General features: G+C 44.2%; 20 protein-coding genes. 15 read left to right on the top strand and 5 right to left on the bottom strand.

Features of this window, described 5'->3' with window-relative positions; all coding sequences use genetic code 11:
* Nucleotides 1-4: 4 nt before the first annotated feature.
* Complete coding sequence (locus FRZ54_RS20740) at nt 5-337, bottom strand: DUF3276 family protein (RefSeq protein ID WP_147033723.1); 333 nt, start codon at nt 335-337, stop codon at nt 5-7.
* A 129-nt stretch (nt 338-466) separates the two neighbouring features.
* Nucleotides 467-2254: an ABC transporter ATP-binding protein gene (locus tag FRZ54_RS20735; protein ID WP_147033722.1), complete on the bottom strand. Its 1788-nt coding sequence runs from the start codon at nt 2252-2254 to the stop codon at nt 467-469.
* 627 nt (nt 2255-2881) lie between these two features.
* Here FRZ54_RS20735 and FRZ54_RS20730 point away from each other — a divergent pair.
* From FRZ54_RS20730 to FRZ54_RS20685, 11 genes are all read left to right on the top strand, one after another.
* Nucleotides 2882-4213, top strand: a complete 1332-nt coding sequence (locus tag FRZ54_RS20730) for a right-handed parallel beta-helix repeat-containing protein (protein ID WP_147033721.1) — start codon at nt 2882-2884, stop codon at nt 4211-4213.
* Between the two features lie 343 nt (nt 4214-4556).
* Nucleotides 4557-6206, top strand: a complete 1650-nt coding sequence (locus tag FRZ54_RS20725; protein ID WP_147033720.1) for a right-handed parallel beta-helix repeat-containing protein — start codon at nt 4557-4559, stop codon at nt 6204-6206.
* 215 nt (nt 6207-6421) lie between these two features.
* Nucleotides 6422-7507: a Glu/Leu/Phe/Val family dehydrogenase gene (locus FRZ54_RS20720; RefSeq protein ID WP_147033719.1), complete on the top strand. Its 1086-nt coding sequence runs from the start codon at nt 6422-6424 to the stop codon at nt 7505-7507.
* A gap of 48 nt (nt 7508-7555) precedes the next feature.
* Nucleotides 7556-8506, top strand: coding sequence for a transcription antitermination factor NusB (nusB, locus tag FRZ54_RS20715; RefSeq protein ID WP_147033718.1), 951 nt, complete (start codon nt 7556-7558; stop codon nt 8504-8506).
* Nucleotides 8507-8546: 40 nt separating this feature from the next.
* Nucleotides 8547-8972, top strand: coding sequence for a DUF1573 domain-containing protein (locus FRZ54_RS20710; RefSeq protein WP_147033717.1), 426 nt, complete (start codon nt 8547-8549; stop codon nt 8970-8972).
* 9 nt (nt 8973-8981) lie between these two features.
* Complete coding sequence (gene yajC / locus FRZ54_RS20705; RefSeq protein ID WP_147033716.1) at nt 8982-9344, top strand: preprotein translocase subunit YajC; 363 nt, start codon at nt 8982-8984, stop codon at nt 9342-9344.
* A gap of 129 nt (nt 9345-9473) precedes the next feature.
* Nucleotides 9474-10421, top strand: coding sequence for a CdaR family protein (locus tag FRZ54_RS20700; RefSeq protein WP_147033715.1), 948 nt, complete (start codon nt 9474-9476; stop codon nt 10419-10421).
* Complete coding sequence (gene coaE / locus FRZ54_RS20695) at nt 10421-11017, top strand: dephospho-CoA kinase (protein WP_147033714.1); 597 nt, start codon at nt 10421-10423, stop codon at nt 11015-11017. The genes FRZ54_RS20700 and coaE overlap by 1 nt, the downstream gene beginning before the upstream one ends.
* Nucleotides 11018-11099: 82 nt before the next feature.
* On the top strand, nt 11100-12038 hold the full coding sequence (locus tag FRZ54_RS20690) for an exonuclease (protein ID WP_147033713.1): 939 nt from the start codon (nt 11100-11102) through the stop codon (nt 12036-12038).
* A complete protein-coding gene (locus FRZ54_RS24560; protein ID WP_187359686.1) occupies nt 12039-12197 on the top strand; it encodes a DUF5522 domain-containing protein in 159 nt (52 codons plus the stop codon).
* A gap of 39 nt (nt 12198-12236) precedes the next feature.
* On the top strand, nt 12237-12686 hold the full coding sequence (locus FRZ54_RS20685) for a MarR family winged helix-turn-helix transcriptional regulator (protein WP_147033712.1): 450 nt from the start codon (nt 12237-12239) through the stop codon (nt 12684-12686).
* An 83-nt stretch (nt 12687-12769) separates the two neighbouring features.
* On the opposite strand, the gene FRZ54_RS20680 is transcribed toward FRZ54_RS20685, so the two are convergent.
* Both FRZ54_RS20680 and FRZ54_RS20675 read right to left on the bottom strand, forming a co-directional pair.
* Nucleotides 12770-13486 (bottom strand): ZIP family metal transporter, encoded by a 717-nt coding sequence (locus FRZ54_RS20680; RefSeq protein WP_147033711.1) that lies wholly within the window; start codon nt 13484-13486, stop codon nt 12770-12772.
* Entirely contained in the window at nt 13486-14052 is a 567-nt protein-coding gene (locus tag FRZ54_RS20675) for a phosphatase PAP2 family protein (protein WP_147033710.1), read from the bottom strand. The genes FRZ54_RS20680 and FRZ54_RS20675 overlap by 1 nt, the downstream gene beginning before the upstream one ends.
* A gap of 196 nt (nt 14053-14248) precedes the next feature.
* Here FRZ54_RS20675 and glmM point away from each other — a divergent pair, with 196 nt between their 5' ends.
* The 4 genes from glmM to FRZ54_RS20655 all read left to right on the top strand — a co-directional run bounded on the left by glmM (nt 14249) and on the right by FRZ54_RS20655 (nt 17530).
* Nucleotides 14249-15640: a phosphoglucosamine mutase gene (gene glmM / locus FRZ54_RS20670; protein ID WP_147033709.1), complete on the top strand. Its 1392-nt coding sequence runs from the start codon at nt 14249-14251 to the stop codon at nt 15638-15640.
* Between the two features lie 86 nt (nt 15641-15726).
* Nucleotides 15727-16863, top strand: coding sequence for a cysteine desulfurase family protein (locus FRZ54_RS20665; protein ID WP_147033708.1), 1137 nt, complete (start codon nt 15727-15729; stop codon nt 16861-16863).
* A 91-nt stretch (nt 16864-16954) separates the two neighbouring features.
* Entirely contained in the window at nt 16955-17251 is a 297-nt protein-coding gene (locus FRZ54_RS20660; protein ID WP_147033707.1) for a hypothetical protein, read from the top strand.
* 69 nt (nt 17252-17320) lie between these two features.
* Nucleotides 17321-17530 (top strand): hypothetical protein, encoded by a 210-nt coding sequence (locus tag FRZ54_RS20655; RefSeq protein WP_147033706.1) that lies wholly within the window; start codon nt 17321-17323, stop codon nt 17528-17530.
* A 167-nt stretch (nt 17531-17697) separates the two neighbouring features.
* On the opposite strand, the gene accD is transcribed toward FRZ54_RS20655, so the two are convergent.
* Entirely contained in the window at nt 17698-18543 is an 846-nt protein-coding gene (gene accD / locus FRZ54_RS20650) for an acetyl-CoA carboxylase, carboxyltransferase subunit beta (protein WP_147033705.1), read from the bottom strand.
* Nucleotides 18544-18568 lie beyond the last annotated feature (25 nt).

Here is an 18568-nt window from a genome sequence, read left to right as displayed (position 1 = left end):
GTTTTTAAATATCGAACGAAAAATCGTCCTCATCAACGGTTTTGGCAACTTCGGGAGTTTCGCTGAACTCATACCTTTTTTCCACTACTTCCTGGTTGGCTTTGATATATTCCACCGTGTCTTTCAAACCTTCGGCAAATTTTTCAAAGTCTTCTTTGTACAGGAAGATCTTGTGTTTAATAAATACCCCATCTTCCAGGCGCTTTTTGCTCTCGGTTATGGTAATATAATAATCGTTTGATCGTGTCGCCTTTACATCAAAAAAATAAGTCCGCTTCCCAGCCCTAACCTTTTTCGAAAAAACCTCTTCACGTTCTCTGTTGTCAAAATCACCCATGTTAAATAATTGTAATTTGTTTTTTACCCGGCATAAATATAAATAAAATTTCAAAGTACAAGTATTAAAAACAATATTGTTGTGTTTTTTTCAAAGAATAGTCGATATTTTTATAGTATTAGTTAACGATCAGGCATTTTCTTCCTCTTCCAGCAGCTGTTTTTCGTATAACTCAAAATAAATCTGCCTGCGCTCCATTAGCTCATCGTGGGTGCCGTGTTCGGCTATTTCACCATTATCCATCACTAAAATTTTATCCGCGTTTTTAATGGTCGAGATACGGTGTGCTATAATAATGCTTGTTTTCCCCTGCATAATGCCACCCAGGTTGCGTAATATTTCCTCCTCGGTGCGCGTATCTACTGCGGAAAGGCAATCATCAAATATCAGTATCTGGGGATGTTTCATAATAGCCCTCGCTATCGAAACCCGCTGCTTTTGTCCGCCCGACAAGGTAACCCCGCGTTCGCCTATCAACGTTTCAAAACCCTTTTCAAGCTCCATGATATTGTTGTACACGGCTGCATCCCGTGCCGCCTGCTCAATTTTGAGCATATCAAGGTTATCAGCGCTGAAAGCGATGTTATTCGCGATCGTGTCCGAAAAAAGGAAAACCTCCTGCGGTACAAAGCCAATTTGCGAACGGTAGCTGTCCAGGTTCAATTGTTGAACCTGTGTGTGGTCTATATCGATCTGCCCGCCTGTACAATCGTACATCCGCATGATAAGATTGGCAATGGTTGATTTCCCCGATCCCGTTCGGCCGATTATGGCTATCATCTCGCCCGGCTGGGCGGTAAACGTTACATTTTTTAGTGCTTTTATGCCCGTATCCGGGTAGGTAAATGAGACATTATTGAAATGGATGCGGCCTTTCACAACATGCGGGGCAACCTTTGGCGATTCGATCTCAGGTTGTTCGTGCAGGAACTCGTTTATTCTTTTTTGCGAGGCAGCGGCCCGCTGAACCAGCGAAGTGACCCAACCCAGCGCCATTACCGGGAAGGTAAGCATATTAAGGTAAACGATAAATTCAGCAATATTACCAGGCGTGATGTTACCTTTCATCACCTCCACACCACCCACGTACATCACTATAACGTTGCTGAGGCCAACCAGCAAAAGCATGGTAGGGTAAAAAAGCGCCTGGACCTTAACCAGCGCCATGGAATGTGTTTTATAATTTTCGCTTTCATGCACAAAGCTTTCCCGCACTGAATTTTCGCGCACATAGGACTTGATCACCCTGATGCCCGAAAAATTCTCCTGTACAAAACTTGATAGGGCCGACAGCCGCTGTTGTATTTTTTCGCTGCGGAAGTTGATAATGTTATTTACATAATAAATGGTCACTGCAAGGATGGGGAGGGGAAGTATGGAAAATACAGCCAATCGCACATTGACCGTAAGCATGATGGCGATAGCCATGATAAATAATATAACCGTATTAACAGTATACATGATGCCCGGACCCAGGTACATGCGCACCCGGCTTACGTCCTCGGTCGCCCGGTTCATCAGGTCGCCTGTGTTATGGCGGCGGTAAAATGCAAGCGAAAGCTTCTGGTAATGATCGTATATCTCGTTTTTCAGATCATACTCGATGTGCCGGGACATTACGATAATAGTTTGCCTCATGAAGAACAGGAACAGGCCCCTGAGCAGGGCCAGCACCAGCACCAGCACGCCGAAGAGCAGCAAACTATAACCAAAAATACTGTAGATCATAGATTGCCTGTCGAAGCCGGAGAAAAGCTGGTAAACTGATATATTTTCGCGAACAAGATCAAAGGCCATCCCGATCACCTTGGCGGGCAGTACGCCAAAAATATTGGATATGATAACAAATAGGACGCCTGGTATAAGCCGCCAGCGGTATTTGTAAAGAAACTTATTAAGATATGCAAGACTTCTCATCCGGTAGTAACAAAGGTATACTTTTTTAAAGAGGGGGAACTGGCATTGGTAGCCAACATCATTAAGAGTAAATATTTTAACAATTTTTTGACGATTCGTTTTAGTGTACTTTATACAATATCACAATATTTAAAAACATGCTTTGGCAGTCATATAGCCAATATGCGGCATATATTTTTCATGATATTGTCGAATATTTTATATATTTATAATTAATAATTAACAATTAACAATTATTTAGAAATAAAATTAACTATAGATGTAATATTTCTATTGAAGCGCCGTATATTTGTACATCCTTAAATTAATTAAACAACTATGAAACAGACCAGGTACCCCATGACTCTGTTGCTATTACTGCATTCAGAGTCGTTCCATAAAATAGAATACGAGCCCGAAAGGGTGAAATCATTTTCTTCAGCAAACAACTGATGACAGGTCGTTCTCTCGCAAATCACGATCCGTTATCTTTTTATTATCTGCATAAACAATAAAAACAAATTTTAAACTTTTGCCGCCTGGTACGCTTTAAAAGCAGGCTGGCAAACTACCCTGATTAATCAAAATGAAAAAAACAGCAGCATTTTTGGGCTCATTAGGCCTGATCCTCGGACTTTCTTTTACCTCGTGCAAGAAAGACAATGTAACCCCGATGTTACGACCGCCGATTCAACGGCTTTTAAAACCGACGCGATGCTAAGCAACGCAAGTACTACTGATGACACTTATACCCTGCAAAACCAATTGAATGCAGGTAATGTTACCCTTGTTGCCGGGAGAACTTACAATGTCAGTTCGCTTCGGGTTTCGCATGCCTTAAATATGAACGGCGCCACTATTTACGTGACGGCTAAGTATGGTTATCCGATCCGCATGACGGGTTATGGCGCCAGTATAACCAATGGTACTATCAAAGGGAGCTGGACAACATCGCAGGCGGCAGATGCCAACGGCGCAGCCGGTTTATACATTGCGGCAGATAATTGCTCGGTTTCAAAAGTAACTGTTGCATCATTTCCGTCCTATGGTATATTAGTGGCAGCCGTTAACAAGCCGTCGGTAACCTATTGCCTTATCAAGAATACAGGGTATTTAGGGTTTTATTTTGATGCCGAAACTAAATACACCTCTGGCGGGGTTTTTAGTCATAATACGGTCGACCGCAGCGCAATACCTGCTTCGGCGATCAATGAATCCGGCGTTGCGATCCGTGGAAGCTCAAACAATCCAAATATCGTAACTTCCGGCTGGTCAATTATCGGTAACGTTATAAAAATGCCGTACAGGCCCTCAAATTGGAATGCTGAAGGCATGGAAGTGCGGTACATGACAAATAGTACCATCAGTGTCAATACTTTCACAAACGGGTCAATTGGTTGCAGTATAGTAAGATGCTCGGGTATTACAGCGTCGTGGAACCAGTTTAGCGGCTCAACCGAAGAAGGCCTTGAATTTGCCGACACGAAATCAAGTTCATCGCAAAATAATACCATTACAAGTTCGGGCGGTGTTGGTATACTGGTCGACGGAAGTTCGGGCTGCAACGGGATAACTTTAACCGGCGACAAGATATCGGGCACTGTTGAAGAATGTATACATGCTTATTACAATACCTATAACCTTGTTGTTAACGGTGCTACTTTAACAGCAGGCCCAAACACTAAAGCCATTAACCTTCAAAAAACCAACCAGGTTAAGATCCAGAATACTATTTTCCGTGGAAGTGGGGTAGCGAATGCAGCTATCATGCTTGATAACTGCCCCGGTAACCTGGCGATGACAGGCGGTGCTGTAAATGGATTTAAGCAGGCTGTGATATGCATCTATAATTCAACATCAGGCCTGACTACCAACAATGTCAGCATGAACGGTGTCACAATATCCGCGGTGCCCAGGGCCCTGATCACCGTGCTGGAATCCGGCAGCTATCTCGGCGCTAACGTAGCGGTGAAACTTTAATAGTCAAAAAATAAGCTTTTTGGAAGGCTGGTACTGATTGGTGCCGGCCTTTTTTAATTTACTCTGCCGGTTATCCGGTAAGCCATTTAGTTTTCCCCGGACCGGTTTCCACGAAAATACCGACCGGATTTTCCTCGGAAACGCCCGTTTTTATGCCTTATTTAAGGTACTTAAAAAAATATATGTCACTTTAGGTGACTTTTTTTATATTATTGATAATCAACGTATTAAATAGGAAAAATATTAATTATTAAGAAAAAACCCTCTATTTTTTTGCAACTTTTGTGTAATAAAGCTGGTATAAGTACCCAATTCTACCTGATTGATTCAAACTACTCAAAGTATGAGGAAGATTACAGCGGTTTTGGGACTTTTTTGTTTGATACTATCTTTCTCCTGTAAGAAAGACGGGCTTGATCCGATCACTCCGGTACAGCAAACAACATCTACAGGCACAATCAGCACCGATACTACAATAATTGCAGCGGGCAGCTCAGTACCTAACGGCGCGTCGACCGGAACTAAGACAACAACTGGCCCAACAACTGGCGGCAGTGCTACCACTAAAACATCAACACCCACAGGCGCAGTATCAGCAACCTCGGGCAGCGCGACTGTTAAAGCAACTACTCCTGCGTCGGGTGGTACAACCGGCACAACGCCGACGACCCCGCCCACAACAACAACCCCTCCGCCTGCAACCACTGCTACCCCAACTATGATGACAGGCATTTATGCCGATGGTGTTCATGATGATACCCAGGCGTTGCAGAAATACCTGAATGTGGGCGATGTAACACTGGCGCCTGGCAAAACATACAATGTAACAGGCCTGCGGGTAACGTACGACTTTGATTTAAACGGGTCGACTATCCACATGACCCGCACATCCGGCACAGGGATATCTCTTGTAACAAACGGTGCCACCGTAACAAACGGCAGTGTAACAGGCATATGGAGCAGTTCGGCCTTAGGAAACCCAAATGGGGTTCAGGGCATGGCCATATATGCTGATAATGTTTCCATATCCAACGTAACGGTATCATCATTTCCTTCATACGGAATAGTGGTGGTGGGCGCACATAACAATCCTTCAGTTACTAATTGCACCATCACCAGCAATGGTTACATCGGATTTTATTTTGACGCTGAAACCGCAAATACTTCAGGCGGCGTCTTCAGTAATAATTTAGTTGATCAAAGTATGTTGCCAGCTGCTACAATCTCAGAATCGGGTGCCGCTATCAGAGGCAGTTCAAGTAATGGCATTACTACCAGCAACTGGACCATTACGGGTAATACATTTAAAATGCCGGTAAAACCAACAAATTGGAGCGCTGAAGGAATAGAAGTTCGTTATATGACAAATAGTGTGATAAGCAACAACACATTCATAGCGGGTTCAATTGGTTGCAGCGTAGTGCGGTCATCAGGAATAACTGTATCGGCTAATCAATTTAGCGGGTCAGACGCTGAAGCCCTGGAATTTGCTGACTGCAAATTATGTTCAACTAAAAGCAATGTAATTACAAGTGCCTTCAATATCGGTATACTTTTAGACGGCAGCGGCGGTTCCAGCGATATCACGCTCAACAGTGACGTTATTTCCGGTACGGGGTCTGATTGTATAGAGGCCTATAAGGGCTGCCTGAATGTGACCGTTACCAACTGTACTTTAACAGCAGCCAAAAGTGGTAAAGCGATCAATTTGATGGCCACCAGCGGGGTGAAGATTCAAAATTCGGTTTTTATCGGAAACAGTGTCGCTTCTATGGCTGTAATGCTGGATACCTGCCCGGGCAATTTCAGCATGACCGGCGGTTCGGTAACTAATTTTAAATCGTGCGTAATAACCATATATAGCAATCAAAGCGGCCTTGTGACGAATAATGTAATTATGTCAGGGGTTACTGTTAGCGGCGTTCCAACTGCCTTGGCTAAGGTTGTCGGTAATGGTGCGTCAGTGGGTTCAAACGTCGTAGTGTCGTTATAAACAAATAAAAGATATAAAATGAGAGACCGGTTTTCAGCAGGAGGCCGGTCTTTCTTGTATTTTAACAAATAGTATTCTCTATCGATCGAAATAAAGAAGCAGGGAATGAAAACTAAAGTGTCAATCAATTTAACCAGAAGCTAAATTAAGTTTGCGGCAATCAAAAAAACCTATACTTTTGTCGGTACCCTGAACAGGTACATTTACTACTAATAATGTCAGCCCAAAACGCCAGCGAATCACTGTTTGATCAGATGCATGCCTTCGGACATCAGAAAATTGTCTTTTGCAATGATCCTGATTCTGGCCTTAAAGCCATAATCGCTATTCACGATACTACGTTGGGCCCGGCTTTAGGCGGTACACGTATGTGGGCCTATAAAACAGAGGCCGATGCCCTTAACGATGTACTCCGGTTATCAAAAAGCATGACCTATAAAGCGGCTGTGGCCGGCCTTAACCTTGGCGGCGGTAAAGCTGTTATCATTGGCGATGCCCGCAAAGATAAGTCGGAGGCCCTGCTGCGTAAATTCGGGCGTTTCATCAAAAACCTGAACGGTGAGTTTATTACCGCTGAGGATGTTGGTACCAATCCGCGCGATATGGAATATATCCGCATGGAAACCCAATATGTAATGGGCGTGCCCGAATCGATAGGCGGTAGCGGCGATCCGTCACCAATTACTGCGCTTGGGGTATTCATGGGCATAAAAGCTGCGGTGAAAGAACTGTATGGCAATGATAGTATTGCGGGCAGGTCGGTGATGGTGCAGGGTATAGGCCATGTTGGCGAAAACCTTGTGCGGCTGCTGCGCGATGAGAACGCGATGGTGTATGTAAGCGATATTAACGAGGAGCGTACCGTACAGGTTGCAAAAAAATATGGAGCCCAGGCGATATCAAATAATACAATTTTTGACATCGAAGCCGATATTTATTCGCCGTGTGCATTAGGCGCAACTATAAATGCGCAAACAATTAACAAACTTAAATATTCTATCATTGCGGGGTCGGCTAATAACCAGCTGGAAGATGAATATGAGCAGGGCCGCATGCTGCTTGAGAAGGGGATTTTGTTCGCACCTGACTATGTTATAAACGCGGGCGGTGTTATCAATTGTTATTCGGAATTGATGGGGTTCAGCAAAAAACGAACCCTGCAGCTAACCGAAAATATTTACGAAGCGACAAGAAATGTTTTAAAGCTTTCAAAAGCCGAAAAAATTTCGACCATCGAGGCAGCGAACAAAATAGCAGAAAAACGTATTGCGGATATTAAAAAAGTAAAATCAACCTATTAAATCATAAATGATCCGCCATAGGGTGGATAGAAACCGTTCTTTATTACCATGCTAAACAGAAGACATCTACGGGTAAAAGTTTTACAGGCGCTTTACGCCTATCATCAGTCGGACAACAAGGACATTAAGCAGCACGAAAAAAACCTGCTGCAAAGCGTCGAGAAAGTACACGAAATGTACATCTGGATGCTTTCGTTAATATCCGAGGTTGTAAGTTATGTCCAGACCGACGCGGAAGAAAGAAAACACAAGCACCTGCCGACGGCCGACGACCTGGCGCCAAAACTCAAATTGCTTGAAAACAGGTTCATCACATCGCTGAATAAAAATGATGAATACCTGGCGTCGGTAAAAAAATATAAGATATCCTGGAGTTTCGATCCCGAACTGGCAAAATCGCTTTTCACCATTCTCAAAAACTCAACGGAATATAGCGACTATCTGAAAAAGACAGACGATACACTGCATAGTGATAAGGACATGATCAAGTTCATCTTTAAAAAGGTGATCCTGAAATCGTTGCTTGCCGAGCAGGTTTTTGAAGATAAATTTATCTTCTGGCCGGTGGATAAAGATGTATTGCAGGCATTGATAGCCAAAACGTTCAAAAACTTCTCGTACGATAACCCGGCTCAGAATAAACTGGCCGAAGTAACAGGCAACTGGGACGAGGACCGGGACTTTATTATTGAACTCTTCCGGCAGGCGATAAGGTATGATGCCCAGTACCAGGATATGATCAGTAAAAAAACGCAGAACTGGGAACCCGATCGCATTGCAATGATGGATACCCTTTTAATGAAGATGGCTATTACCGAATTCGTTAATTTTACATCAATCCCGGTTAAGGTTACAATTAATGAATACCTCGAGATTTCGAAGGAGTTTAGCACGCCCAAGAGTAATTCATTTATAAACGGTATCTTAGACAAGATTTTATACGAATTGAAGGCCGACAACACCATCAGGAAAGTGGGACGGGGCCTGATAGACGAATGATTTACAGATTCGGTCGAATTTTAAAAATTTTCTAAATACAATGAAAAAACTGTTTTTAGCACTTATGGCCGCAGGCATGCTAATGGTTGCCTGCAATAATCAATCGGGCAGCACAGCATCGAATGATACCAGCGCGACAGCGCCCGGCGATAAACCGGTAATGAAATTTGAAAAAGAAACGCACGATTTCGGTAAGATAAAAGACGGCGAAAAGGTGACCTACGAATATAAGTTTACCAATACCGGCAAATCGCCGCTTATCATTACGGATGCCAAAGCATCGTGCGGATGTACCATACCTGAGTGGCCGAAAGAGCCGATAAAACCAGGTGAGAGCTCAAAAATAAAAGTCACTTTCAACAGCGCCGGGAAAGTGGGCTTGCAGGATAAACAAATTTTAGTAACCGCCAACACCACTCCGGCGCAGAACATTGTGCACCTGATAGGTGAGGTGACCCTTAAGTAATCAATAAAAATGACAACAACAATTCTATTGCAGGCAGCCGGTGCAACCGGTGGTTTTGCCAGCGGGCAGCTGATCACCCTGGTTTTGATCATCGTGGTATTCTACTTCTTTATGATACGTCCACAGATCAAAAAACAAAAAGATCAGAAAAAATATGTGCAGGAGCTTAAGAAAGGCGATAAAGTAGTTACTACCGCCGGTATTCACGGCCGTATTGCCGACGTTGCCGAAGCAACGTTCCTGGTAGAGACAGAAGGCGGCGGCAAAATTCGCTTCGACAAATCAGCTATATCGCTTGAAGCATCTAAGGCGCTGAATACGCCCCCACCTGCTCCCAAAACCGATACGAAGACAGAAAAAGCCAAAGCCTGATAAGGTAAAGCGCTAAAAAGCAGAAGGCTGAAATAAAAGCTGGAAGCAGGAAGTTATAAGTATGAAAATTAGCTAAATTTCAATTTTCAGCTTTGGGCTTTTTGCTTTCAGCTTTAAGCATTTTAATAGATGGCTTTAATAAAACTATCAGCATCAGAGAGAAGACGCTTGTCGGCATTTTTCACCTGCGTGGTGCTTGCCATGCTGGTTTGGGTGTTCTATACTCTCTCCGATACTTATAGTTTTACTGTTAACGAGGTGCTTGTCTACAAAAATTCACCTCAAAAACGCGCATTTCATCCGTTACAGGCCGATACGATCAAGGCGACGTTAAAAGGTACGGGCTGGGAAATATTGTTCCAGAAAATGGAATATGCCAACAAGAATATCGAAGTTGACCTGAAGTCGCTCGAAAGCAAGGATTATGTGGTATTGAGCTCGCAGCTGAAGCAAATAAATAATAAAACAGACTTCGATCAGCCTATAGTTTCTTTTAGCCCGGATACGCTTTATTTCGATTTTTCGGGCAGGACAGTAAAACGGGTGCCGGTCAACTTAATAACCGGTATACATTACCAGCGGCAGTTTGCGCAATCGAACAATATTACGGTCGAACCCTCTTACGTCACGGTAAGCGGTCCGGATAACGTGATAGACAATATCAAATCCTGGAACACGGATTCGCTGGTACTTGATAGTGTCAACGAGACCATAAGGGCCAATCTTGCTTTAGAACCCGTCAAACAGGGTAACCTGAGCATCTATCCCAAGTCGGTAAGGGTAAGAATACCCGTCGACGAGTTTACCGAAAAAACAGTGCAGATACCTGTTAAATTGGTAAACAATCACAATTTTTACCACGTAAAGATATTCCCGCAAAAAGTTAAAATTACCTTTACAACTTCACTGAGAAAATATCCTGAAATGGACGAGGACTTTTTTGAAGCTGCTGCCGACCTTGACCTGTGGCACAACAGCGGCTACAGCACTTTGCCCGTAAAACTGACGCGCTACCCGCCTTATTGCAAGATAGTGAAGATAGAACCGCAAAATGTTGACTTTATCATTCGCAAGTAATGCTTAAAATAGGTATCACCGGTAATATTGGCAGCGGGAAAACCACTGTAAGCAGGGTATTTGAGATATTGGGTATTCCCGTTTTTTATGCCGACGACGCTGCAAAAAGTGTTATGGTGAAGGATGCCATATTGATGGACGGAATAAAAGCAGCTTTTGGCCAGGAAAGTTATTTTGATAACGGTATGCTCAACCGCAGATATATAGCCTCAATTGTGTTTAACGATGAGGGACAATTGGCCAAACTTAACTCGCTGGTGCACCCTGCCGTTTTCAGGGCTTTTGACGAGTGGGCCGCACAGGTAAAAAATGCGCCGTATATAATGAAAGAAGCAGCTTTGCTTTTTGAAAGCGACTCCTATAAAATGTGTGACCGAACAATTATGGTGACTGCGCCACTCGAATTGCGCATAAAACGTGTAATGCGGCGCGATGGGTTTTCCCGGGAAGAAGTATTAAGCCGCGAGGCCAGGCAGTTTACCGAAGAAAAGAAAATTGAACTGGCCGATTTCGTCATTAAAAATGATGATACGGAATTGGTTATCCCGCAGGTTTTGGCATTGCACGAGAAGTTCATTGGTTTATCAGCTCACTAGTTCATTGGTAATAATCTTTAAGAAAATGAACCTGAATTTCATGATGGACTGTTCACAAATGAACTAATGAACCAGTGAACTAATGATACTTGAAGACTTCCTATATTTCGACAGCAATGGCCTTTATTGCAAATACGGCAACTTTTATGTCGACCCGGTTAAGCCCGTACAAACCGCGGTAATATCGCACGCACATGCCGACCATGCCATACCGGGCAACAATGAGGTTTATTGTACGGAAGCCACTTCGCTATTCATGAAACAACGGTATGGAAAAAATGCCGCTAAGTTTTTCAACCTGGCCGGGTATGGTAAACCGTTTATGGCAGGAGGGGTGCAGATCACTTTTATCCCCGCCGGGCATATACTGGGTTCGGCGCAAATACTGATGGAATATGAGGGTGTGAGGTACCTGTACACCGGCGACTATAAATTGCAGGCCGACGCCACCTGCGAGCCTTTGGAATGGGTAAAAACGGACGTGCTGATAACGGAAAGTACATTTGCAAACCCCGCTGTTTTGCATCCCGACCCGGTGGAAGAGATCAAAAAGTTGAATGATGTTAAGATCAATATCCTGTTGGGCGCTTATGGTTTGGGAAAAAGCCAGCGCCTTATCAACCTGATAACACATTATGCTCCTCAAAAAACCATCATGATACACCACAGTATCATGCCGTTAAATGCGGTTTATCAAAAGATGGGGATCGATATCGGAAAGTATCAATTGTATAGCCGCAAGTTGATGAAGGAGCAGAAGGAGTATGTTTATATCGTTCCGCCGTTTACTTTTGAAAGTTACTACAGGGCAGTAGGGGTTAAGCGGCTGTTCGCTTCCGGCTGGAAAAATTTACAGGTTAATCAGAATGATACCTTGTTTATTTCCGATCATGCAGACTGGAACGATATATTACAAACAGTTGAAAAAACGGAACCGAAGCAGGTATGGACGCTGCATGGCGACGGGAATTATTTAAGAAAACATTTTGGCAATCGTATTTTTGTAAAAATATTGAACTGAATGCTGACAGAAGGTATCGATTACTACATCAACGAGGATGGTTTATTTGTTTTTACGAGGGAATATCACCTCAAACGCGGCTATTGCTGCAAAAACAAATGCCTGCATTGCCCCTGGGATTTCGGCAAGACCAAACAAACCGAACAAGTTAAAAAATAATTCAGCATCTTTGCATTTGCAAAAAATGAGGCAGGTATCATGCGTATCGACGAGGAAATACAAAGCACGAATTTCGAGGATAATTATCATAAGGCCGTAATCAATATCAACTACACCTACGGCTGGCTGAATAATGTTTGGCGCTGTCATTTTGAGAAACATAAGTTGACGAGCCAGCAATTTAACGTGCTCCGCATTTTGCGTGGTCAGTACCCGAAACCGGCAACCGTGAACCTTATAAAAGAACGCATGCTGGATAAGATGTCCGATGCTTCGCGCATCGTCGACCGGCTTGTGCAGAAGGGTTTGGTATCGCGCTGTACTAATAACAAGGATCGCCGCGCGGTGGATATCCGCATAAGCGATGCCGGCCTGGAAACGCTTGCCAAAATGGACTCCGAATTTAAAACCAAAGAATTCCTGAAAAATAACCTGACCGAAGAGGAAGCGGGGAAGTTGAGCGAGTTGCTGGATAAGTTGCGCGGATAGCTAAAAAGTCAAAGCATAAAGCTGAAAGCCTTGACTCGTCGCACTAATTCTTTCTGCTTTGGTCTTTTTGCTTTAAGCTCAGGTCAAAGTTCTGCAAAAAAAGCACCGAGCGCAATACCCATCCCAAGCAGCACAGCTATCATTTTACGTACGGTGAATTTGTGGTCCGAGCTTGATTCGAACAGGATAGTGGTGGATATATGCAGGAAAATACCGATGACTACGCCCATAATGCGGCCGTAATATTTTTGAAGGTTGCCTATGCCGCCGGCGCTCAGTTCGTTACTGAAAAAATATCCCGCGGGCGCCATTATTGCAAACAGCACAATAAAGAATATCGTCTTGTTTTTACCCTGCTTATTAGCCAGCAAAACGGTGCCCAAAGCAAATGCGGCCGGTACGTGGTGCAGGGCAATGCCATATACCAATTGATTTTGATTGCCTTCGGCCAGCGGCATACCTTCCAGGAATGCGTGGATGCAAAGACTGACAAGAATGCCAAGCGGAAAAGCAAAATGTTCGGGTCCCGGCTTGTGGATATGACCATGCTCGATACCTTCAGAAAGCTGCTCCAGAAAGATCTGGAATAAAAAGCCGATCAGGATAAATACCCCGACATAATTGTCGTTTCCGTGATATGCGTCTGGTATCAGGTGCAAAACGGTTATGCCGAAAAGGAACGCCCCGCTGAATGACAGCACAAGCTTCAGTGTTTTATGGTTATCGCCTTTAAAGAAAAATACTGACATCCCGCCGGTAAAGGCGCCCAGGAACAGCACAATAATTTTCCAGGTATCCATCAGAATGCAGGTTGTATTTTTTTAAATAATAAGGACATCAGCCAACCGACCAAAAATCCATAAAGCGTCCCAACGGTAACATCAATGGGGAAGTGTACACCTACGTAAACCTGCGCGAAACAGATAGATCCTGCCCACAATACCGCCCACAGCCATATCCAGCGCCATCTTTTGTAAAGCACAAACGCTATGAAAATAGCCATGGCAAAATGATCGGTAGCGTGGGTTGACGGAAAACTGAAGCCCGTTCCGCAGCCATTTACCCTCAAAACAACGGTGGGCGCTATTTCGGGGTCATTGCATGGGCGCAGCCGGTGAACTTCTTTTTTAAAAATGCTGGCGCTTGTAAAATCGGCTAGGCCTGCGCTCAAAGCCATCAGCACGATGATGATAGCTCCCTGCTTTTTATATTTCCAAAGGCAAAGCCCGGTAACGATGATATATAGTGGTATCCAGGTGCGCGCGTTACGCAAGATTGGCATCAGCCAATCAAAAAACGGGTTGCCAAGATCATGATTAATGAAGTGGAATAGGTGCCGGTCGAATTGTACCAGGTGTTCAATCATATCGTATCGGCCAAAAATAGTTAATTATCAGATACGACTTATAGGTATAGGTGTGTTATGACTTAAAAACTATTTATAGGCGGTGATGTTATTTAGTTGCCCCGCAATACAGCCAGTAAAATAAGCCCTTATCGTACCGATTTTGTGCGGCTGTCGTCCAAATATTTTTAATTTTGCACACCAATACATTTACGCTTTGACATTAATAAAATCAATTTCTGGTATACGCGGCACCATAGGTGGCGCAGCAGGAGACGGGCTAACACCGCTGGATATAGTAAAATTCACCTCCGCATACGGCTCATGGGCCATTAAAAAAACAGGTAAGAAAAAAGTGGTTGTGGGGCGGGATGCGCGCATCTCTGGCAGCATGGTCAATAGCCTCGTGGTTGGCACGCTGCAAGGACTGGGCATAGATGTGGTCGATATCGGACTTTCGACTACGCCAACCGTGGAAGTTGCCGTTCCTGATGAGCAGGCTGCGGGCGGTATCATCCTAACCGCCAGCCATAACCCAAAACAATGGAACGCGCTGAAGTTATTGAATGACAAAGGAGAATTTATCAGTGATGCCGAAGGGCAGGAAGTGCTTTCGATTGCCGAAAGCAGCGATTTTAAATATGCCGATGTAAATGACCTTGGGAAAGTAACCCTGGATGACAGCTACCTGCAAAAACATATTGAAAAGGTACTTGCTTTGCCACTCGTTGATGTTGCAGCTATTGCAAAAGCAAATTTTAGCGTGGTAGTTGATTGTGTTAACTCAACCGGTGGCATATTTATCCCGGCATTGCTGGAAGCATTGGGCGTAAAAACAGTTCATAAACTATTTTGCGAACCCGATGGTAATTTCCCCCATAATCCCGAGCCACTGCCGGAAAACCTGATCGCGTTGTCGCAGGAAGTGGTAAAGAAAAAAGCCCATTTAGGCATCGCTGTCGACCCGGACGTTGACCGCCTGGCTTTTGTTTGTGAAGATGGTAATATGTTCGGCGAAGAATATACCCTGGTGGCCGTAGCCGACTATGTGCTGAAAAATATAAAAGGTAATACCGTATCCAATCTTTCTTCGACACGTGCCCTGCGCGATGTTACTGAAAAAGCGGGCGGCGAGTATCATGCTGCTGCGGTAGGTGAGGTGAATGTCGTAAATAAGATGAAGGAAGTAAATGCCGTTATCGGCGGCGAAGGCAACGGCGGCGTCATTTATCCCGAATTGCATTACGGGCGTGATGCTTTGGTTGGTATTGCGTTGTTCCTGACCCACCTGGCTAAGTACGGCAAATCTGTTTCCAGTTTAAGAAGCAGTTACCCGGGTTATTTTATCTCCAAAAATAAGATAACGCTGACACCGGAAATGGATATTGACGCTCTTTTACTAAAGGTTGAAGAGAAATACAAAAATCATCCGCATACCACAATTGATGGTTTGAAGATAGAATTTGACAAAGAATGGGTACATTTGCGTCGTTCAAATACGGAACCTATTATCCGCATTTATTCGGAGGGAAACTCGGAAACTATAGCCGATAACATCGCCAATAAAATGATAGCGGACATTAAGGATATTTTGCATTTGAAAGATTGATCTTTTGGTCGGAAAGCCGGTAAGACCGCAAGTCCGAAAGATTGGTAACTCAATAATTCTTAACTCAATAATTCAATAACTGAACGATGCGTGTCTATTTCGATAATGCTGCCACAACCCCTATTGACCCTGAAGTTTTAAAGGAAATGTATAAGGTAATGGAGAACCACTATGGTAATCCGTCGTCAATACATGGCCATGGGCGCGAGGTTAGGACACTTATCGAACGCTCGCGTAAAACCATTGCTAACCTGCTGCACGCTTCTCCGTCCGAAATATTTTTTACATCGGGAGGTACCGAGGCAGACAATACCGCCATTAGGTGCGGCATTGTTGATAATGGCATTACGCATGCCATATCAAGCCAGATCGAGCACCACGCTGTGATCCATACGTTGGAAGCCATGCAAAAAGCCGGTACCGTTAAGCTGAGTTACGTGGATGTTGACAGCAAGGGAACTGTTGACTACGACCATCTTGAAAAGTTGCTGAAGGAAAACGAACGCAGCTTTGTATCCTTAATGCACGCAAATAATGAATTAGGTACCCTAAGCGATATGGAACGTATCGGCGACCTGTGCGAACAGTACAATGCCATCTACCATTCAGATACCGTACAAACCATGGGACACTTTGCCCATGACCTGAACAAACTGAAGACTCATTTTATGGTTTGCGCCGCACACAAATTGCATGGTCCTAAGGGCATAGGTTTTTTGTATGTGAACCATAAGGTAAAAATAAGACCATTTATATACGGCGGCGCCCAGGAGCGCAATATGCGCGGCGGTACCGAAAATGTTTATGGCATCGTAGGGCTGGCCAAGGCACTTGAAATGGCCTACGCCGACATGGAGCAGCACCGGCAATATATCCAGGCCCTGAAGTCGTACATGATCGACCAATTGAAGGCCAATATTCCCGGCGTAAAATTCAATGGTGAAACGGATGCGGACAAAAGCCTTTATACCGTGCTGAATGTTTCGTTCCCTTGCAACGATATGGCCGATATGATGTTATTTAACCTCGATATCGCTGGTATATCAGCCTCGGGCGGCAGTGCATGCAGTTCGGGTACGGATATCGGATCACATGTGCTGAACGCTATTGGCGGTATTGGCGCGGGACCCTCGGTGCGTTTCTCGTTTTCCAAGTATAACACCAGGGAAGAAGTGGATTACACCGTATCTAAACTAAAAGAATTATGCATGGCTTACGCATAATTGAGTATAATTAATTTCTTTCTAAGAAAAAAAGAAAACAATAGGGCAATCATAGGGGTTACTTATTTATACACTAAAACGTATAGAACCTATGATAACTACCAAAGATAAATCGGGAAAAAGCGGGTCAAAGACTAACCCGCAAGGCCCTTCAAAGAAACCTGCAAAAGGTCAAAAAGACGAAATATTATATCCGCGTGAAAGTGAATCGGCATCCTCTCAGGAGAAAGGCGCAGACGCTTCTTTTACTGAGCGAAACGATGTGACACCGCCAAATAAAAAGGAATTTCCTTCTGTCGGCCCTTCAAAAGCTGATTTTGAGAGCCGCCCGCAGGGGAGGACTACCGGCCGCATGATAGGTCATGAGCCCGGCACCGAAGCCATATAACAATTCTGTTAAGTGATGTACAACAAAGGCTATTGACGAGATGGCCTTTGTTGGTTAAATTATAAAATTATGAGCGAGTATCTGGATGCTGCAGACGAAACGCAGGATAATCATAACAGGAACGACCGGGGTAACAAGAAAGCTACCATAGAAACCAGGGGGCCCGCAAAGGACCATAAAACCAAAGTTTTGCACAAAGACGGTAGTTTTGCTGAGTTGCCCCCAAAGGAATCGACCGGGAGCGGTGCCCTCGACGGTACCGTCGGCCGGGGAACATAAAGGAATACCGGGATTCAAACAACCGGATACATAGGGCCTAAAGCCTTTCGGTGAATAAGCTCACAAGTTCGGGCATGCAAATTGCCTGAGGGGCGCTTAACAGGCGCATTTAAAAGAAAAAGGCTTTGACGAACATCAAAGCCTTTTTCTTTGTATGGCATTTTAAATTAACCGGCCATTAATTTCAAAAAAGTTGATAATTTTTCTTTCATTTCCCTGCGGTCGACTATAAAATCGAGAAAGCCGTGTTCCTGTACAAATTCGGCGGTCTGAAAGCCCTTTGGCAGATCCTTTTTGATCGTTTCTTTGATTACCCTTGGTCCGGCAAAGCCGATGAGTGACCCGGGCTCGGCTATATTAATATCGCCCAGCATGGCATAAGATGCTGTGACACCGCCGGTGGTTGGATCGGTGAGCAGCGATATATAAGGTATTTTGGCTTTCGCTAACAATGCCAGTTTTGCTGATGTTTTAGCCATCTGCATCAACGAGAATGCCGCCTCCATCATACGCGCACCGCCCGACTTCGATATAACCACCAGGGGCACTTTGTGTTCGATGCAATAATCGATAGAGCGCGATATCTTTTCGCCAACTACCGATCCCATCGAGCCGCCAATAAAATTAAAATCCATACAGGCAATTACAATATCCTGCCCGTCTATCTTACCGGCTGCGGCACGCAAAGCATCGTTAAGGCCCGTTTTGCTGATGGTCTCCTTTAACCGGTCCGTATATTTCTTGGTGTCTTCAAAGTGCAGCGGATCACCCGATTGAAGGTTGGGGGCCAGCTCGGTAAATTGATTGTCATCGAACAGGATGGAAAAATACTCCTTTGAACCAATACGAATGTGGTATCCGCAATAGTGGCAAACATATTGATTTTCAACCTGCTCGGTATAGTGAAGCGGCTTTTTGCAATTCGGGCATTTATTCCAGATACCGTCAGGGGTTTCTTTCTTTTCCTCTGTGGTGGTTATGATGCCTTTTGATTCTCTTTTAAACCAGGTCATTCTTTATCTCCAATCAAGTGCAAAG

The sequence above is a fragment of the Mucilaginibacter ginsenosidivorans genome, from assembly GCF_007971025.1.
Classification (GTDB): Bacteria; Bacteroidota; Bacteroidia; order Sphingobacteriales; family Sphingobacteriaceae; genus Mucilaginibacter; species Mucilaginibacter ginsenosidivorans.
This window is presented reverse-complemented; position numbering and strand designations above follow the sequence as displayed.